Source organism: Streptomyces sp. NPDC021020, from assembly GCF_044333285.1.
Classification (GTDB): Bacteria; Actinomycetota; Actinomycetes; order Streptomycetales; family Streptomycetaceae; genus Actinacidiphila.
On sequence record NZ_JBIRQQ010000002.1, the window covers coordinates 98,018 to 114,456 of the forward strand.

11 protein-coding genes are annotated in these 16,439 nt (G+C 74.3%); 3 read left to right on the forward strand and 8 right to left on the reverse strand.

Translation table 11 applies throughout. From position 1 onward, the window contains the following. Positions 1 to 56 precede the first annotated feature (56 nt). The gene (locus tag ACH4SL_RS04845; protein ID WP_398441985.1) at positions 57 to 893 is read right to left on the reverse strand and encodes a helix-turn-helix transcriptional regulator; all 837 of its coding nucleotides are present in this window, start codon (positions 891 to 893) and stop codon (positions 57 to 59) included. A 153-nt stretch (positions 894 to 1,046) separates the two neighbouring features. Between ACH4SL_RS04845 and ACH4SL_RS04850 the strand changes: the two genes are divergently transcribed. Further along, the gene (locus tag ACH4SL_RS04850; RefSeq protein ID WP_398441986.1) at positions 1,047 to 1,820 is read left to right on the forward strand and encodes an SDR family oxidoreductase; all 774 of its coding nucleotides are present in this window, start codon (positions 1,047 to 1,049) and stop codon (positions 1,818 to 1,820) included. 19 nt (positions 1,821 to 1,839) lie between these two features. Here ACH4SL_RS04850 and treY read toward each other — a convergent pair whose 3' ends face one another. Together treY and glgX are read right to left on the reverse strand one after the other, a co-directional pair. Beyond that, a complete protein-coding gene (treY, locus tag ACH4SL_RS04855; RefSeq protein ID WP_398441987.1) occupies positions 1,840 to 4,275 on the reverse strand; it encodes a malto-oligosyltrehalose synthase in 2,436 nt (811 codons plus the stop codon). Between the two features lie 74 nt (positions 4,276 to 4,349). Then, positions 4,350 to 6,497 carry a glycogen debranching protein GlgX gene (gene glgX / locus ACH4SL_RS04860; protein ID WP_398441988.1) on the reverse strand — a complete coding sequence of 716 codons (2,148 nt, stop codon included), beginning with the start codon at positions 6,495 to 6,497 and terminating at the stop codon, positions 4,350 to 4,352. 323 nt (positions 6,498 to 6,820) lie between these two features. Here glgX and ACH4SL_RS04865 point away from each other — a divergent pair, with 323 nt between their 5' ends. Together ACH4SL_RS04865 and ACH4SL_RS04870 are read left to right on the forward strand one after the other, a co-directional pair. Further along, positions 6,821 to 8,041: an SAV2148 family HEPN domain-containing protein gene (locus tag ACH4SL_RS04865; RefSeq protein WP_398441989.1), complete on the forward strand. Its 1,221-nt coding sequence runs from the start codon at positions 6,821 to 6,823 to the stop codon at positions 8,039 to 8,041. Positions 8,042 to 8,164: 123 nt separating this feature from the next. Then, positions 8,165 to 8,869 carry an exonuclease domain-containing protein gene (locus ACH4SL_RS04870; RefSeq protein ID WP_398441990.1) on the forward strand — a complete coding sequence of 235 codons (705 nt, stop codon included), beginning with the start codon at positions 8,165 to 8,167 and terminating at the stop codon, positions 8,867 to 8,869. A gap of 152 nt (positions 8,870 to 9,021) precedes the next feature. On the opposite strand, the gene ACH4SL_RS04875 is transcribed toward ACH4SL_RS04870, so the two are convergent. The 5 genes from ACH4SL_RS04875 to ACH4SL_RS04895 form a co-directional block, all read right to left on the reverse strand. After that, a complete protein-coding gene (locus ACH4SL_RS04875; protein ID WP_398441991.1) occupies positions 9,022 to 10,518 on the reverse strand; it encodes an MFS transporter in 1,497 nt (498 codons plus the stop codon). A gap of 308 nt (positions 10,519 to 10,826) precedes the next feature. Continuing rightward, entirely contained in the window at positions 10,827 to 11,690 is an 864-nt protein-coding gene (locus ACH4SL_RS04880; protein WP_398441992.1) for an aminoglycoside phosphotransferase family protein, read from the reverse strand. 188 nt (positions 11,691 to 11,878) lie between these two features. Next, a complete protein-coding gene (locus tag ACH4SL_RS04885) occupies positions 11,879 to 12,928 on the reverse strand; it encodes a sigma-70 family RNA polymerase sigma factor (protein WP_398441993.1) in 1,050 nt (349 codons plus the stop codon). A 202-nt stretch (positions 12,929 to 13,130) separates the two neighbouring features. Continuing rightward, positions 13,131 to 15,386 carry an MMPL family transporter gene (locus ACH4SL_RS04890; RefSeq protein ID WP_398442672.1) on the reverse strand — a complete coding sequence of 752 codons (2,256 nt, stop codon included), beginning with the start codon at positions 15,384 to 15,386 and terminating at the stop codon, positions 13,131 to 13,133. A gap of 278 nt (positions 15,387 to 15,664) precedes the next feature. Next, the gene (locus ACH4SL_RS04895; protein WP_398442673.1) at positions 15,665 to 16,438 is read right to left on the reverse strand and encodes a sirohydrochlorin chelatase; all 774 of its coding nucleotides are present in this window, start codon (positions 16,436 to 16,438) and stop codon (positions 15,665 to 15,667) included. Between the last annotated feature and the right edge of the window lies 1 nt (position 16,439).

Here is a 16,439-nt window from a genome sequence, read left to right on the forward strand (position 1 = left end):
GGGAAGTCGCGCGGGACACCGCAACGGGCACCCCGGAGCGCAGGGCCCCGCGGGGCTCAGGAGTGGATACCCCGCGGCGGAGCCGTCCAGCTGGCCAGGAGGGCGAGGCGGTCGGCCGTGGGGGAGCCGGGCTCGGCGGTGTAGGCCACGAGCGTGTGGTCGGGCTCGCCCGGAAGCGCGAGGGTCTCGTAGGACAGGCGCAGCTCCCCGGCCACGGGGTGGTTGATGCGCTTGACGCCGTGCGTCTTCTCCTGCACGAGGTGGTCGGCCCACAGCCGGCGGAAGGCCTCGCTCCTGAGGGAGAGCTCGCACACCAGCGCGGCGAGCGCCTCGTCGCCGGGGCGGCGGCCGGCGCCGAGCCGGAGGTAGCGGACCGTTTCCGCGGCGACCGCGGGCCACTCCGGGAAGAGTTCGGGGGCCTGCGGGTCCAGGAAGACCAGCCGCGGCATGTTCCGCGGCAGCGGATCCGCGGTGAAGCCGTGCAGCGCGTCGCCGAGGGCGTTCCACGCCAGGACGTCCATGCGGTGGTCGAGCACCATGGCGGGGCAGTCGGCCATCCGGTCCAGCAGCAGCTGCACGCCCGGGCGTACCGCGCCGGAGGCGGGCGCCGGGGCCGGGCCCCGGCACGGGCGGGCCAGCGCCAGCAGGTGCGCGTGCTCCGTCGCGTCGAGCATCAGCACGCGGGCGACCGCGTCCAGGACTGCGTCCGACACGTTCTTGCCGCGCCCCTGTTCGAGCCGTATGTAGTAGTCGACGCTCACCCCCGCGAGCTGCGCGACCTCCTCCCGGCGCAGCCCCGGCACGCGGCGCCGCCCGTACGGCGGCAGGCCGACGTCCTCCGGCTGGATCGCGGCGCGCCTGGACTGCAGGAAATCCCCGAGCGTGTTGTCCATGCCCGAACCCTAATCCCACCCCCGCGCCCGATCCTGGTACTGCCGGACCCAGGTACAGCGCAGCCCTGGGTGGCCCGTGCGGCTCCCCGCACAGTGGATCCGTCAGCACGGCAAGCACCCGGCACACGGGTCACTTTCGGGGAGTCACCTCATATGAGCACCTTCGGTTTCGAACGCCTCACCGGCCGCACCGCCGTCGTCACCGGCGCCGCCAGCGGGATGGGGGAGGCCACCGCGCGGCGGCTCGCCGCGCACGGGGCGCGGGTCGCGCTGCTGGCCCGGCGCGCCGAGCGGCTCGACACGCTCGCCGGGAAGATCGCCGCGGACGGCGGCCAGGCGCTCGCCGTCGCCGCCGACGTCACCGACCCGGCGTCGGTGCGGGCCGCGGCCGAGCGGGTACGGGACGCGTACGGGGCGGCCGACCTGGTGGTGAACTCCGCCGGGGTCATGCTGCCCAACCCGGTCGACGCCGGCCGCACCGACGAGTGGGCGCGCATGATCGACACCAACCTGGGCGGCGCGCTGCACGTCATCGACGCCTTCCGCGCCGACCTGCTCGCCGCCGCGGCCGACGGCCGCCCCGCCGACCTGGTCAACGTCTCCTCGATCGGCGCGCACGTGGTCTTCCCCAACTACGCCGTCTACGGCGCCACGAAGGCCGCGCTGACCCAGCTGTCGGCGTCGCTGCGCACGGAGTTCGGACCGCGCGGGGTGCGGGTCAGCAACATCGAGCCGGGCCTGACCGACACCGAGCTGGGCAGCCACATCGACAACCCGGAGCTGTCGCAGGCGCTCGACGGCATGTTCGAGGCCTTCGGGCAGGCGCTGACGGCCGACGACGTCGCGGACCTGATCGCGTACACCACCAGCCGCCCGCGGCACGTCAACCTGCGGCAGCTCGTCGTCCTGCCGACCGTCCAGGCGTGACGGGCCCCCGCCCGCGCGCTCACTCGCGGGTCAGCAGCTCCACGGGCGACTGCGCCAGCAGCTTCGCGAGCGGCACCCGGCCCTCGAAGGCGGCCCCGCTCAGCCGGCTGCGCCAGCGGCCGGGCGGCAGCGGCAGCACCGTCCCGCGCCAGCCGTGCGCCTCCTCCAGGCGGCGCGACAGCCGGGTCACCGCGGTGAGCGCGCCGCCGCCGCGGACGAAGGCCACGCAGTGCGCGGCGGCGGGGCCGTCGGCGGCGAGCGGGTCGTAGGCGGCCTGCGGGCCGTACCACCGCGGGTTGTCGCGGCGCAGCCGCAGCGCCACCGCGGTCAGGCGCAGCTTGGCCTCGTCGCCGTCGCGCGGCGGGCGGCCGTCCAGCAGTTCGGCGAGGGCGCCGCCGGTGCCGGACAGCCCCGCCGCCGGGGCCCGGTTGTCGGGGTCGACGAGGGTGTGCACCGGCAGTTCGGTGCCCTGGTAGACGTCGGGCACCCCGGGCATCGTCAGGTGCAGCAGCGTCGCGCCCAGCGTGTTGGCCCCGGCGTACGGGTGCAGGCGCCCGGCGAACTCGCCGATGTCGTAGACCTGCGGTCCGCACGGGCCGTGCGCGACGAAGTCGGTGACCGCCCGCTCGTAGGACGCGTCCTGCTCGGTCCACGTGGTGTGCAGGCCCGCCTCGCGGACGGCCTTCAGCAGCGCGGGCCCCATGCGGTCGGGAGGGCAGAAGCCGAGGCCCAGGCCGGTCTGGTAGGCGGTGTACTGCACCTGCCGGTCGGGCGCGGGCGGGCAGGACAGCTGCGCCTCGCGGGCGTCGCGCTCCGCCATCCACGAGGCCCACGCCTCCGGCATCTCGGAGAGCACCGCGAGCCGCAGCCGCAGGTCGGCGCTGCGCTTGGTGTCGTGCGTGGACAGCGCGGTGCCGGTCGCGGGCCGCTCGCGCAGCAGGGCCGCGCAGAAGGCGTGGAATTCGGCGGGCGTCGTCGCGGGGGCGGCGGGGTCGCGGCCGACCTCGCACAGCGGCAGCAGCGGGGTGTAGCGGTAGAAGGCGGTGTCCTCCACGGACTTGGCGTGCAGCGCGGAGGCGACCTGCGCGAAGCGTGCCGCGAAGTCCGCGGCGTCCGCGCCCTCGCCGCCCGGCGCGGGGCGGGCCAGCGCGAGGTCGCGGACGAAATCCACCGCGCCGCGCAGGCCCGGCGCCGCCTCGGCGGCCTCGCGCGCCGCCCGCTCCAGCATCGCCTCGTCGCGCGCCGGGGCGGGGCCGCCGGGCGGCACGTACGGGCGGTAGACCGGCACCCGCACGAGCAGCTCGCGGATCGCGTCGTCCAGCACCTCGCGCCGGTAGGGCGGCGCGCCGGGGACGGCCGCGCGGGCGCGCTCCGCGGCGCGGCGCAGCCGGGCGACCTCGGCGGCCAGGTCGTGGGTGACGACCCGCCGGGCCGCCCGGCGCACGGTCGGCTCCCAGCGGCCGCCGCGGTCGTCGTCGGCGCCGGTGTAGGAGCGGTGGAAGTCGGCGAGGCGTTCGACGCCCGCCGGGTCGGTGAACAGCCCGTCGATCCGGTCGAGCGCGTCGTAGCCGGTGGTCCCGGCGCAGGCCCAGTCCGCGGGCAGCGGCTCGTCGCGCCGCAGGATCTTCTCCACGACCGTCCAGTGCCCGCCGCTCGCCTCCGCGAGCCGCCGCAGATAGCCCGCCGGGTCGGCCAGGCCGTCCGGGTGGTCGACGCGCAGCCCGTCCACGACGCCGTCGCGCAGCAGCCGCAGCACCGTGGCGTGCGTGGCCGCGAAGACCTCGGGCCGCTCGACCCGTACGGCGATCAGGTCGGAGACGGTGAAGAAGCGGCGGTAGTTCAGCTGGGTGCGGGCGGTGCGCCAGTAGGCCAGCCGATACCACTGGGCGTCCAGCAGCTCCGGCAGCGGCAGCGCCTGCGTGCCGGGGCGCAGCGGGAAGCGGTGGTCGTAGTAGGCCAGGACGGTGCCGCCCGCGGTCTTGTCCTCGACCACCGACAGCTTGTCCGCCGCGTCGGGCAGCGGCTCGCCGAGCACCGGCAGCAGCAGCCGGCCGCCGAGCGCGGCCCAGTCGATGTCGAACCAGTCCGCGTACGGCGACTGCGGGCCGTCGCGCAGCACCGCCCACAGCGGGCTGTTCAGATGCTCGGGGGCCGGGACGGCCATGTGGTTCGGGACGATGTCCAGGACCAGGCCGAGGCCGTGCTCGCGGGCCGTGCGGGACAGCTCCCGCAGGCCCTGCTCGCCGCCCAGCTCGGCGCGTACCCGGGTGTGGTCGACGACGTCGTAGCCGTGCCCGGACCCCGGCACCGCCTCCAGCACGGGCGAGAGGTGCAGATGGCTGACGCCGAGGTCCTTCAGGTACGGGACGGCCCGCGCGGCCTGCGCGAAGGTGAAGCCGGGCTGTACCTGGAGCCGGTACGTGGCGCTCGGCGGCGCCGCCGCGGTGTGGGTCATGCTCACCCTTCTACCCGGGATCCGCCCGTCCTGCCCCTTGAGCTGCCGCTCGCGGCGGCGCGCAGGCCGCCGGGTCAGTCCGCCGGGCGCTGGAGGACGACGAGGCTGCGGTCGGCGAGCAGCAGCCGGTCGCCCGCGGCGACCCGCTCACCCGTGCCCGGCGCGACGCCGTCCGGGCGCTCCGTGTCGACGATGAGCTGCCACTCCTTGCCGTGGTGGGCGGGGACGAGGAATTCCTGGGCGCGGGGGGCCGCGTTGAACATCAGCAGGAAGGAGTCGTCGGTCACCCGTTCGCCACGCGGGCCCGGCTCGGAGATCGCGTTGCCGTTGAGGAAGACGACCAGCGAGCGGGCGTGCGCGGCCTGCCACTCGCGCTGGGTCATCTGGGTGCCCTCCGCGGTGAACCACGCGATGTCGGAGAGCTCGTCGTGGGTGCCCTCCACGGGGTGCCCGTGGAAGAAGCGGCGGCGGCGGAAGACGGCGTGGTCGCGGCGCAGCCACACCATCCGCCGCACGAACTCGTGCATCCGGTGCGCCTCGTCCGTCTCCTTGTCGCCGGCGGCGCTGCCGGCCTTGCCGGGCCAGGCGATCCAGGCCAGCTCGTTGTCCTGGCAGTAGGCGTTGTTGTTGCCGCGCTGGGTGCGGCCGAACTCGTCGCCGTGCGAGAGCATCGGCACGCCTTGCGAGAGCATGAGCGTCGCGACGAAGTTGCGCATCTGCCGCTGCCGCAGCGCGTTGATGCGGCGGTCGTCGGTGGGCCCCTCGGCGCCGCAGTTCCACGAGCGGTTGAAGCTCTCGCCGTCGCGGTTGTTCTCGCCGTTGGCCTCGTTGTGCTTCTCGTCGTACGAGACCAGGTCGCGCAGCGTGAATCCGTCGTGGCAGGTGACGAAGTTGATGGAGGCCAGCGGGCGGCGCCCGTCGTCCTGGTAGAGGTCGGAGGAGCCGGTGAGCCGGGAGCCGAACTCGGCGAGTGCCGCGCTCTCGCCGCGCCACAGGTCGCGTACCGTGTCGCGGAATTTGCCGTTCCACTCCGTCCACAGCGGCGGGAAGTTGCCCACCTGGTAGCCGCCCTCGCCGACGTCCCACGGCTCCGCGATCAGCTTGACCTGCGAGACCACCGGGTCCTGCTGGACCAGGTCGAAGAACGACGACAGCCGGTCGACCTCGTGGAACTGCCGGGCCAGCGTGGCGGCGAGGTCGAAGCGGAAGCCGTCGACGTGCATCTCGGTGACCCAGTAGCGCAGCGAGTCCATGATCAGCTGGAGCACGTGTGGGCTGCGCATCAGCAGCGAATTCCCGGTGCCGGTGGTGTCCATGTAGTAGCGCCGGTTGTCGGCGAGCCGGTAGTAGGAGGCGTTGTCCAGGCCGCGCAGCGACAGCGTGGGCCCCAGGTGGCTGCCCTCGGCGGTGTGGTTGTAGACCACGTCGAGGATGACCTCGATGCCCGCCCGGTGCAGCGCGCGCACCGCGGTCTTGAACTCCAGCACCTGCTGCCCGCGGTCGCCCAGCGAGCAGTACGCGTGGTGCGGTGCGAAGAACCCGATGGTGTTGTAGCCCCAGTAGTTCGCCAGCCCCGCGTCGACCAGCCGGTGGTCCTGGATGAACTGGTGCACCGGCATCAGCTCCAGCGTCGTCACGCCGAGTTCCACCAGATGGCCGATCACCGCCGGGTGCGCGAGGGCCGCGTAGGTGCCGCGGATCTCCTCCGGCAGGCCCGGGTGGGTCATCGTCAGGCCCTTGACGTGGGCCTCGTAGATGACGGTGCGGTGGTAGTCGATACGCGGCGCCCGGTCGTCGGCCCAGTCGAAGTACGGGTTCACCACGACCGAGGACATGGTGTGCGGGGCGGAGTCGAGGTCGTTGCGCGAGTCGGGCTGGCCGAAGCGGTAGCCGTACACCGCCTCGTCCCAGTCGATCTCGCCGCTCATCGCCTTGGCGTAGGGGTCGAGCAGCAGCTTCGCGGAGTTGCAGCGGTTGCCGACGGCGGGCTCGTACGGGCCGTGCACCCGGAAGCCGTACCGCTGGCCCGGCATCACCCCGGGGAGGTACGCGTGCCGGACGAAGGCGTCCGCCTCGCGCAGCTCCACGGCGGTCTCCGAGCCGTCGTCGTGCAGCAGGCACAGCTCGATACGCGAGGCCACCTCGGAGAAGACGGCGAAGTTGGTGCCCGCCCCGTCGAAGGTCGCTCCGAGGGGATAGGACTGACCCGGCCAGACTTGCATGTCGAGACTCTTCCGTTCTGTCCGTTTTCCCGGTCGCGCGGTGCGCCCGGCCACGTGGTCCTCGTACCCCGCGGTCCTTCCCGGCTGCGGTGGCGGTGGCGATGCGGTTGACTGTGTGCGGTGCGGTGACGAAGCGTCATCTTCGCATCCCCTCCCATCTGAGGGTGACACAGCCACAACGGGCTGCGACCGTACGAGTGATGGGGTTGTCCGGTAGTAGTCAAGTAGGGTCGATACTGCTGCGACGCCCCCCGCACCGCAGTACCCTTCCTTGATCGTGGACGGGGGTGGGAGGCGGTGAAGTGGTGACGTCCGGAGGTCTGATGCTCCCGGGAGGCGGTGAGCAGGGTGACCGGCAGGACACCACTGTGGAGGACGGGCCGACCGCGGTCACCCTCGCCCAGCCCATGGAGATCGGGGCGGAACTCGCCTGGGGCGCCGACGCCTGGGCGGAGGTCCGCACCCGCGCCCGGCGCGCCGGGCGCGCCTACGTGTGGCTGAATCTGGTCGAGCAGCGGCTGCGGGCCGTCGTCAACGCGGTGCTGCGGCCGATCTACGAGCCCGTGCACGGCGAGGAGTGGGTCGTCGCCGCCGCGGGCCCCGCCGGGCACGAATGGGTGCAGCGGGCCGTGGCCGTCCACGAGGTGAGCCGCCGCAAGGGCTACCTGCTCGACCCGGCCGACGACAATGTCCTGAGCTTTCTGACCCTGCCGCAGCTGCGCGAACTGGTCGTCCAGCACTGGCCGTGCTTCGAGCCCTACTTCGACGACCGCCGCGACCTCGAACTCGCCCTGGACGAGCTGGAGGTGGCCCGGCACGTCGTCTCCCGCAACCGGGCCCTGTCGCGCACCGTGCTGGACCAGGCCGAGCGGGCGTGCGCGCGGCTGCTGGAACTGCTCGGCGCCGGAGCGGGGCGCGCCGCCGCGCAGCGGCTGCCGGTGGACGCGGTGGAGGAGCTGGTCGCCGACCGCTTCTCGGACGTCGTCGGGGTCTACGCCGACCGGGTGCGCCTGCAGCGGCAGCTGCCCGTCGAGGACCTCTTCGCCGGGGCCCGGCGGCTGGACGCGGTGGGCATCGGCCTCAACCTGCTGGTGCAGAACTACTCCGGACGGCGGCTCATCCGGCTCGCCGAGGACGGCTGCCGGGTGCGGCTGCTCTTCCTCAACCCCGCGAGCAGCGCGGTGCGCCGTCGGGAGCGCGAACTCGGGCTCGGCCGCGGCGAGATGGCCCGCTCGGTCGAGATGAACATCATGCACATGCGCCGGGTGCGCTCCCGGCTGCGCGACCCGGGCGCCTTCGAGATCCAGGTCTTCGACGAGACCCCGCGCTTCACCGCCTACCTCGTCGACGGGGACAGCGGCGACGGCCTCGCCGTCGTGCAGTCCTACCTGCGGCGGGCCCGCGGCATGGAGGTGCCGGTGATGGTGCTGCGCGGCCGGTCGCGCCGGGTGGTCGCCGACGACCGGCACTCCGAGGCCGGGCTCTTCGACGTCTACCGCGAGGAGTTCGAGGGCATCTGGGCCGACGCCCGGCCCGTCTCCTGAACCCCGCCCGTACCACGCCCGATCGGCGCCGTCCGGTGCGGGCGGGCGGGGGAGTGTCAGTGGGGCAGGCGATGATGGCAGAGCACACACCGGGGGACAACGGGCGGGAAGGGGACTTTCGCCATGGCTTGGCATGAGGATCTGCTGGTCGGCTTCGACCTGGAGACCACGGGGACGGATCCGCGGCAGGCGCGTATCGTCACCGCGGCGCTCACCGAGGTGAAGGACGGCCAGCCGGTGCGGCACCGCGCCTGGCTCGCCGACCCCGGGGTGCCGATACCACCGGAGACCACCGCCATCCACGGGGTGAGCACCGCCCGCGCCACCGCCGAGGGCCGCCCCGCACCGGAGGTGGCCGCCGAGGTCGCCGACGCGATCCGGGGCTACTGGGCCGCGCAGGTCCCGGTGGTCGTCTACAACGCGCCCTTCGACCTCACCCTGCTGGACGCGGAGTTGCGGCGGTACGCGCTGCCGCCGCTGGTCGCGCCGGGCGGGCGGCCGGGCCCGGTGGTGGATCCGCTCGTCATCGACCGCGCCCTGGACCGCTACCGCCGCGGCAAGCGCACCCTGGAGGCCGCCTGCGCGGTCTACGGGGTGACGCTGGACGACGCGCACGACGCGGGCGCCGACGCCCTCGCCGCCGTCCGGGTCGCCCGCGCCCTCGCCGTCCGCTTCCCGGAGGCCGCCGACGCCGACCTGTGGGAGCTCCAGCACGCGCAGAGCGGCTGGTACGCCACGTGGGCCGAGGACTTCACGGCCTGGCTGCGCCGCCGCGACGCCGCGGCCGCCGCGATCCCGCGGGAGTGGCCGCTGCACCTGGCGGCCTGAGGGGCACGCCCGGCGCCGGTCCGGGTGACCTGGCGCCGGGGTCCGCGCGGCGCGCCGGGTGACCGGGGGGAGCCGGTCGGACTCCCCGCGCCCGCACTCCGGGCCTTGCGGCGGATTCCCGCGGAGGCTGTCCGCCGCTGGACTTGGGGCAGTCAGTCGGTGGTGGGGGCCGCGTCGTCGGCCGGGTCGGTGGTGGGGCGCGGTCCGGGATGTCCCGCCGGTACGTCCTCGGCGCCGTCGCCGGCCGCCGCGTCCGGCTCCGGGAGCGGGCCGAGGGCCAGCAGCGCCACCACCACGCCCAGCGCGGCCAGGCCCGCGGCGCCCAGGAAGGCGCTGTGGAAGCCCGCGTTGAGCGCGTCCGCGGGGCCGCCGCCGCGATGGCGGGAGGCCCGCGAATTGGCTACCGCCGCCAGCACCGCCACGCCCAGGCCGGCGCCGAGCCGCTGCGCGGTGTTGACCACGCCCGAGACGACACCGGTCTCGGCGGGGCTCGCCGCGCGCATCGCGGGCAGCGTGGAGCCCACGAAGCACGCGGGCAGCGCGACGGCGAAGACCAGCGCGGCGGGCAGGAAGTCCGTCACGTAGTCGGCGTGCGCCGGGATCCGGGAGAGCAGCAGCAGCGCCACCGTCAGCAGCGCCGTCCCGCCGGCGAGCACCGCCCGCGGACCGGCGGCCTTCAGGACCCGCGGCAGCACCAGCCGGGCCACCGGGATGGCCGCGAGCGCCAGCGGCAGCACCGCGAGGCCCGAGGCGGCGGCCGAATAGCCGTGCACCTCCTGGAAGTACAGCGACAGGAAGACGAAGACCGGCACATGCGCCGCGCCGATCAGGAAGTTGGCCAGCACCGAGCCGGTGATGTCGCGCACCCGGAAGATCCGGAAGGGCAGCACCGGAGTCCTCGCACGCCGCTCCACGGCCACGAAGACCGCGCCGAGCAGCACCGCGAGCCCGGCCAGCAGCCAGTGCTCGGTGTCCAGCGAGCTCTCGGCGCCCTTGGTCGCCACGTACACCACCAGCAGCAGGCTCGCGGTGCCGGTGAGCATGCCGGGCAGGTCGAGTTCGCGGCGCCGCACTCCCCGCAGGGCGATACCGTCGCGCGGCAGCAGCGGGCCGCTCGCCAGCAGGCCCAGCACCCCGATCGGCACGTTGACCAGGAAGACCCAGCGCCAGCCGAGCCCCGAGACGATCACCCCGCCGACCGCGACCCCGGCCGCCGCGCCGACCGCGCCCATCGCGCTCCACACCCCGAACGCCCGCCGGTACGCCTCCGGCTCGGTGAACACCGCGGTGAGCAGGGCGAGTTCGGCGGGGATCAGGATCGCGGCGCCGATCCCCTGCACCGCACGCGCGGCGATCAGCACGGTGCCGCTGCCGGCGAGGCCCGCGAGCAGCGAGGCCGCGGTGAAGACCGCGAGCCCGGTGCGGAACATCAGCCGCCGCCCGAGCCGGTCGGTGGCGCGGCCGGCGCCCAACTGGAAGCCGCCGAAGGTCACCTGGTAGGCGCTGCTGACCCAGACGAGGGTGGCCACACTCAGGGTGAGCGCGGTGGCGATGCTCGGCATCGCGAGGTTGGTGACGGACGCGTCCAGAAAGACGATCAGCTCGACGCTGGTCAGCAGCAAGAGCTGTGCGGCGGGCTTTTTGGGCATGACGGATCCCCTCTCCCGGTGTCCCCCGGTCGGCCCGGGGGCGGGCCCCGCCTTAATCTTTACACCGCTGATAAGGTTAGGTCCATGAGGATGCGCTTTCCGCGCGGGGTGAGCGTTTTAGGGGTGCGTGGGGGCACCTCCCAGGCGAAGCCTGGGGGAGAACTGCGCGCTCAGCCCCACCGGGGCGCGGGTCGTCACCGACCGAAAGGGGCAGTGCGGTTCGTACCGGACCACCGGCCGGTGGTGGGCTGAGCGCGCAGTTCCCCGCGCCCCTAAAAACGCTCACCCGGCGCGATAGCGGCAACCGCTCAGAAGGAGAACCAGCGGACGGTCGGGTCGCCGGCGCGGAGGGAGGCGACGCGGCGGCGGAATTCGATGCCCGCGGCAGCGTTCGCGGTGGCGTGCTGCGCGACCCACGCGCACCCCGCGGTCTCGCGCGCCCCGCGGAGCGCCTCGCTGCCGTCCCATTCGGCGACGTCCCAGCCGTAGGCGGCGGTGAAGGCGGCGTAGGCGGCGGGGGAGACGCCGTAGCGGTCGCGGTCGAGGGTGTGCACGACCAGGTCGTGCTCGCGCAGGTCGGAGGAGAAGGTCTCCAGGTCGACCAGGACCGGGCCGTCCGGCCCGATGTGGACGTTGCGCGGCAGCGCGTCGCCGTGGATCGGGCCGCGCGGCAGCATCGGCACCAGCTCGGCGATCTCGGCGGCGTGGCGGTCGCGGCGGGCGCGCAGGAAGGCCGCGTCGGCGGGGTCGATTGCGTCGCCCGCGAGCCGCAGCCAGCGTTCGACGCCGCCGAGCAGATCGCGCGGCGGCAGGCCGAAGTCCGGCTCGGGCAGGGCGTGGACGCGGCGCAGCAGCGGTGCGACGTCCGCGGGCTCGGCGGGGCGCAGCGACTCGGGCAGCCGCTGCCAGTACGTGATCGGGTGGCCCTCGACGAGCCGCACCTCGGACTCCGCCGAGCGCACCGCGGGTACGTCGTGCTTGGCCAGCCAGTCGGCGGTGCGCACCTCGCGGCGGGCGCGGTCCAGCAGGTCGGCGCCGCGGCCGACCTTGATGACCAGCCGCCCGGCGGCGAAGACCGCGTTCTCGCCGAAGGAGATCAAGTCGGCGTTCCGGTGCCCCGCGGCGTCCAGTACCGCCCGTGCCCGATCCTGCGAGAACACCGCGTCCGCCATGCCCCGACCCTCCGTGCTCCGCCCCGCGGGCAGCCACCGCCGGCCGCCCGCCGCATATGCCACCGGCATCACCGGTGTTACGGCCCAGGGCAAGTCTTGCACTCCGGCGCCCGCACTTCGCGCCCCTTTGCCGCCGAACTGCTGTGAATACGTACCCGGCGGCGACCGGAAACCACCCTCGGCGGCCCTCAGCCGCGCGAATCGCCCGGCAGCTCCAGCGGGAGGCCGAAGAGCGGGAAGAGGCGGTCGGCGTCGTGGTAGGACGTCATCGTGGTGATCCGGCCGTCCGACGTCTCGATGACCTGGAGCGAGAACGCCCGGAAAACGCCCTCCGGTGTGGGGCGGTACTGCGCGAAGCCGGGCAGGCCGCTGGCCGCGACCGGCACCAGGCGCGAGCCCGCGCATCCCGCGCCGACCGTGCCCATGAACTCCCGTATGTCGTCGTGGCCCTGGACCCAGATCGGGAAGGGCGGCATGTTGAGGACCGCGTCCTCGTGCAGCAGCGTGGTCAGGGCCTTGAGGTCGTAGCGCTCGAAGGCGTCGACGTAGCGCTCCAGCAGGGCCTCGTGCTGCTCGTCGAGCCCGGCCCCGCGGGCGCCCGCCTCCGTGGAGGCGCCGGCCTCGGCGAGGGTGGCGCGGGCGCGCTGGAGCGCGCTGTTGACCGACGGCACGCTCGTGCCGAGCAGCTCGGCGGTCTCGGCGGCCTTCCAGGCCAGCACCTCGCGCAGGATCAGCACCGCGCGCTGCCGCGGCGGCAGCAGCTGGAGCGCGGCGACGAACGCCAGCCGCACGCTCTCCCGGCTGACCACCACGTCCGCCGGGTCGCCGCCCTCGGGCACCACCCGGCCGTCCGGGGCGGGCTCGACCCACATCCCCTCGGACGTCGGGTCGGGCAGCACCGCGTCGGCGCGCGAGGCGGGCGACAGGTCCATCGGGCGGGCGCGGCGCTTGCCCGCGTTGAGGCTGTCCAGGCACACGTTGGTCGCGATGCGGTACAGCCAGGACCGCAGCGACGAGCGGCCCTCGAAGCGGTCGGCGCCCCGCCAGGCCCGTACCAGCGTCTCCTGCACCGCGTCCTCGGCCTCGAAGGCCGAGCCCAGCATCCGGTAGCAGTATCCGGTCAGCTCCACCCGGTGCTGCTCGAGGCCGCGCTCGACCTCCGCGGCGCCGGGTGCCGCCGCCGGCCCTGCCGCTGCCGCGCCGGCCGTTCCGCTTGCGCTGCTCTCCCGTACGGTCATGTCTCCCACCGTAACCGCGACCACTGACAGCGCCCCCGTACCGGCTCGGTACGGGGGCGCGTCGGCGCTTGAGGCGGGGGCTCCCGCACCGCCGTCGCGGTGCGGGAGCGCAGGTCAGCGGCGGCCGTCGGCGCCGGTACGGGGGCGCGTCGGCGCTTGAGGCGGGGGCTCCCGCACCGCCGTCGCGGTGCGGGAGCGCAGGTCAGCGGCGGCCGTCGGCGCCGGCCAGCTCCGGCACCGGGTGCGGCTCGGCGGCGGGCGGCTGCGGCAGCGCGGACTCGTCGTGGGTCATGTCCGGCAGCCGGTTCATCCAGCGGGGCAGGTACCAGTTGCGGTCGCCCAGCAGCGTCATGACGGCCGGCAGCAGCACCCCGCGGATCACCGTGGCGTCGATCAGCACCGCGAAGGCCAGGCCGACACCCATCTGCTTCATGCTCTGCATCGACAGCGTCCCGAAGATCGCGAAGACCGCGACCATGATGACGGCGGCGCTGGTGACGACGCCCGCGGTGGTGGTGATGCCGTGCTCGATCGCGGCCTTGGTGGACAGGCCGCGGGTGCGGGCCTCGCGGATCCGGGAGACCACGAAGACGTGGTAGTCCATGCTCAGCCCGAAGAGGATCACGAAGAGGAAGAGCGGCAGCCAGGCCACGACCGCGCCGGTGCCGTGCGCGCCGACCAGCGAGGCGCCCCAGCCGTGCTGGAAGACCGCGGTGAGGATGCCGTACGCGGCGCCCACCGACAGCAGGTTGAGCACGATCGAGGTGACGGCGATGGTCAGCGACCGGAAGGACAGCAGCATCAGCAGGAAGGCGAAGACGGTCACGAAGGCGAAGACCGGCGGCACACTGCTGGTGATCTTGTGGGTGAAGTCCATCGAGCCGGCCGTCTCACCGGTGATCGGCGCCTGGACCCCGGGGATCTTGCCGAGGGTGTCGGGCCGGACGTGGTCGCGCAGCGTCTTAACGTTCGCCTCGGCCTTGGCGCGGTCGCTCCCGCCGGCCAGCGGCACGTCGATCCGGGCGATGTTCTGCGGGCCGTGCACGGTGACCGTCACCGGGCCCTTGCTGGCGCCGGAGGACACGGCCTCGGCCTGGAAGGCGGCGATGGCCTTCTTGACGGCGGGCGCGTCGATGTCGGCGGCCTTGACCACGACCTGGGCGGGCGCCGGGCCGCCGGGGAAGGCGGCGTCGATGTGCTCGTAGGTCTGGATGATCGGCAGCCCGTCGCCCAGCTCCTGCTGCATCGACAGATTCGCGGTCTTCATGCCGAACGCGGGCAGTGCGACGACCAGCAGCGCGCTGCCGGCGATGACGGTCGCGGCCTTGGGGTGCCGCAGCACCGGGCGCAGCACGGTCCGCCACACGCGGCTGGTGCGGGGGGCCGCCGGACGGCCGGCGGCCTGCTTCCGGCCGCGGTTCAGGAACGGGATACGGCCCTTCTCGACACGGTGGCCGAGCAGCGACATCAGCGCGGGCAGCACGGTGACGGAGCCGACCATCGCGAGGGCGACCACGATCATGGTGGCGACGCCCATGGCCTTGAAGTCGCCGATGCCGGTGAAGAGCATGCCCGCCATGGCCACGATCACGGTGATGCCGGAGATCAGCACCGCCCGGCCGGACGTGGCCGCGGCGATCTTCAGCGCGGTCTCGGCGTCGTGCCCCGCGGCCCGCTCCTCGCGCTCCCGGCGCAGGTAGAACAGGCAGTAGTCGACGCCCACCGCGAGGCCGACCAGCAGCATCACCGAGTTGGCGGTGTCGCTCATCGGCACCGAGTGGCTGACCAGCGCCACCACCCCGCCGGCCGCGATGAAGGCCGTCATGGCGAGCAGCACCGGCAGCAGCGCGGCGACCAGCGCGCCGAAGGCGATCAGCAGGATGCCCAGCGCGAGCGGCACGGCCGAATACTCGGCCGTCTTGAAGTCCGTGCCGAAGGCGTCGTCCAGCACCTTGTTGGCGCTGGCGTCGCCGAACTCCTCGATGCGCAGGTCGGAGTGCTGCGCCTGCACCTTCTTCACCGCGTCCATGACGGGCTCGACCCGGTCGCCCGCGGTCTTCTCGTCCCCGAGCATGTCGAACCGCACGAGCGCCGAACGCCCGTCCGCGGAGATCGACTTCGTGTCGTACGGCGAGGTGACCGCGGTGACCTTGCCGGTGCCCTTGACCGCGGTGACGACGTCGCCGACCGCCGTCCGGAAGGCCGGGTCGGTGGCCTTGACCGTGCCGCCCTTGGCCTGGACGATCACCATCTCGCCGGCCGGCGACTTCAGGCCCGCGTCGTCGTTGATCGTGGCGGCCTGGTTGACCTCGCCGGCCATCGACTTGTCCTGGTCCACGTCGACCCGGCCCGCCGCCTGGCCCGCGAAGACCGCGAGGACGACCAGGAGCAGCCAGGCGCCCACCGCCGTCCAGCGGTGCCGAGCGCTCCAGGCGCCCATGGCCGCCGCTATTCCCATCCTGCTGCCGTGTGCGCGTCCGCGACTCACGGTGTCCCCCTTGTCAGGTGTCAGGTTCGTAGGTCCGTGGCGGGTGGCGGCGGGTGCCGCTCCGTCCACGAATGACGCTACGGGCCTGCGAGGGGCCCACCCATCCGGCTGACCGGTGACTTCGGGGAGGGCGATCTCCCCCTTGAGGGTGGGGCTAACCCCACCCCCGCCTCATATGTGGCCCTTACATCAAACGCCGGACACCGGACGGCGCGAGGCTCGGGTCGCGGGGCGGGGGAGCGCGGCCCTCAGGCCGACAGCAGCTGCCCGGCGGCGGCCGGCCGCCGCGCCCGGTCGTAGCGGCGCAGCAGCAGCGCGGCCAGCTCGGGGGCGTCGCCCAGCACCGGCGCCAGCAGGTCGGCGCCCGCCTCCCGCGCCCCGCGGGCGATGCGGTCCGGCAGGAAGCCCGGCGCGATGACGTACGGCGCGACCGCGACCCGCCGCACCCCGGGCAGCGCCCGCAGCGCCCGCACGGCGTCCTCGGTGCGGGGCAGGGCGGCGGAGGCGAACGCGGGCCGCACGGCGCACCATCCGGTGTGCCGCCACTCCCGCGCGACGGCTGCGATCACCGCGCCCGCCTCCGGATCGGTGGAGCCCGCCGACGCCAGCACCAGGCCGGTCGACGGGCGGTCGGCGGGATCGAGTCCCGCCTCGGACAGCCGCCGCTCCAGGGCGGCGGTCAGCAGCGGCGACGGCCCCAGCACGTCCGCGGTGCGCAGCCGCAGGGACGGCAGCGCGGCGGTGGACTCGCGCAGCACCGCGGGGATGTCGGTCTTGGCGTGGAAGGCCCGGGTCAGCAGCAGCGGCAGCGCCACCGCGTCCCGTACGCCGTCGGCCGCGAGCCGGCTGACGGCCTGCGGGACGGACGGGGCGTTGAAGTCCAGGAAGGCGGTGTCCACCCGCAGCCCCGGCCGGGCCGCCGCCACCCGTCGCGTCAGGGCGTGCACCGTCGCGGCGTGCCGCGGGTCGCGCGAGCCGTGGGCGATGACGAGCAGCGGCGGCTGGTCCGGGCCGGGGAGCACG

Coding starts and splice junctions, on each gene's coding strand:
- ACH4SL_RS04885 (WP_398441993.1), bottom strand. CDS start 12,928: ATGACCGTACGGGAGAGCAGCGCAAGCGGAACGGCCGGCGCGGCAGCG.
- ACH4SL_RS04845 (WP_398441985.1), bottom strand. CDS start 893: ATGGACAACACGCTCGGGGATTTCCTGCAGTCCAGGCGCGCCGCGATC.
- ACH4SL_RS04865 (WP_398441989.1), top strand. CDS start 6,821: ATGCTCCCGGGAGGCGGTGAGCAGGGTGACCGGCAGGACACCACTGTG.
- ACH4SL_RS04880 (WP_398441992.1), bottom strand. CDS start 11,690: ATGGCGGACGCGGTGTTCTCGCAGGATCGGGCACGGGCGGTACTGGAC.
- glgX (WP_398441988.1), bottom strand. CDS start 6,497: ATGCAAGTCTGGCCGGGTCAGTCCTATCCCCTCGGAGCGACCTTCGAC.
- ACH4SL_RS04875 (WP_398441991.1), bottom strand. CDS start 10,518: ATGCCCAAAAAGCCCGCCGCACAGCTCTTGCTGCTGACCAGCGTCGAG.
- ACH4SL_RS04890 (WP_398442672.1), bottom strand. CDS start 15,386: ATGGGAATAGCGGCGGCCATGGGCGCCTGGAGCGCTCGGCACCGCTGG.
- ACH4SL_RS04850 (WP_398441986.1), top strand. CDS start 1,047: ATGAGCACCTTCGGTTTCGAACGCCTCACCGGCCGCACCGCCGTCGTC.
- treY (WP_398441987.1), bottom strand. CDS start 4,275: ATGACCCACACCGCGGCGGCGCCGCCGAGCGCCACGTACCGGCTCCAG.
- ACH4SL_RS04870 (WP_398441990.1), top strand. CDS start 8,165: ATGGCTTGGCATGAGGATCTGCTGGTCGGCTTCGACCTGGAGACCACG.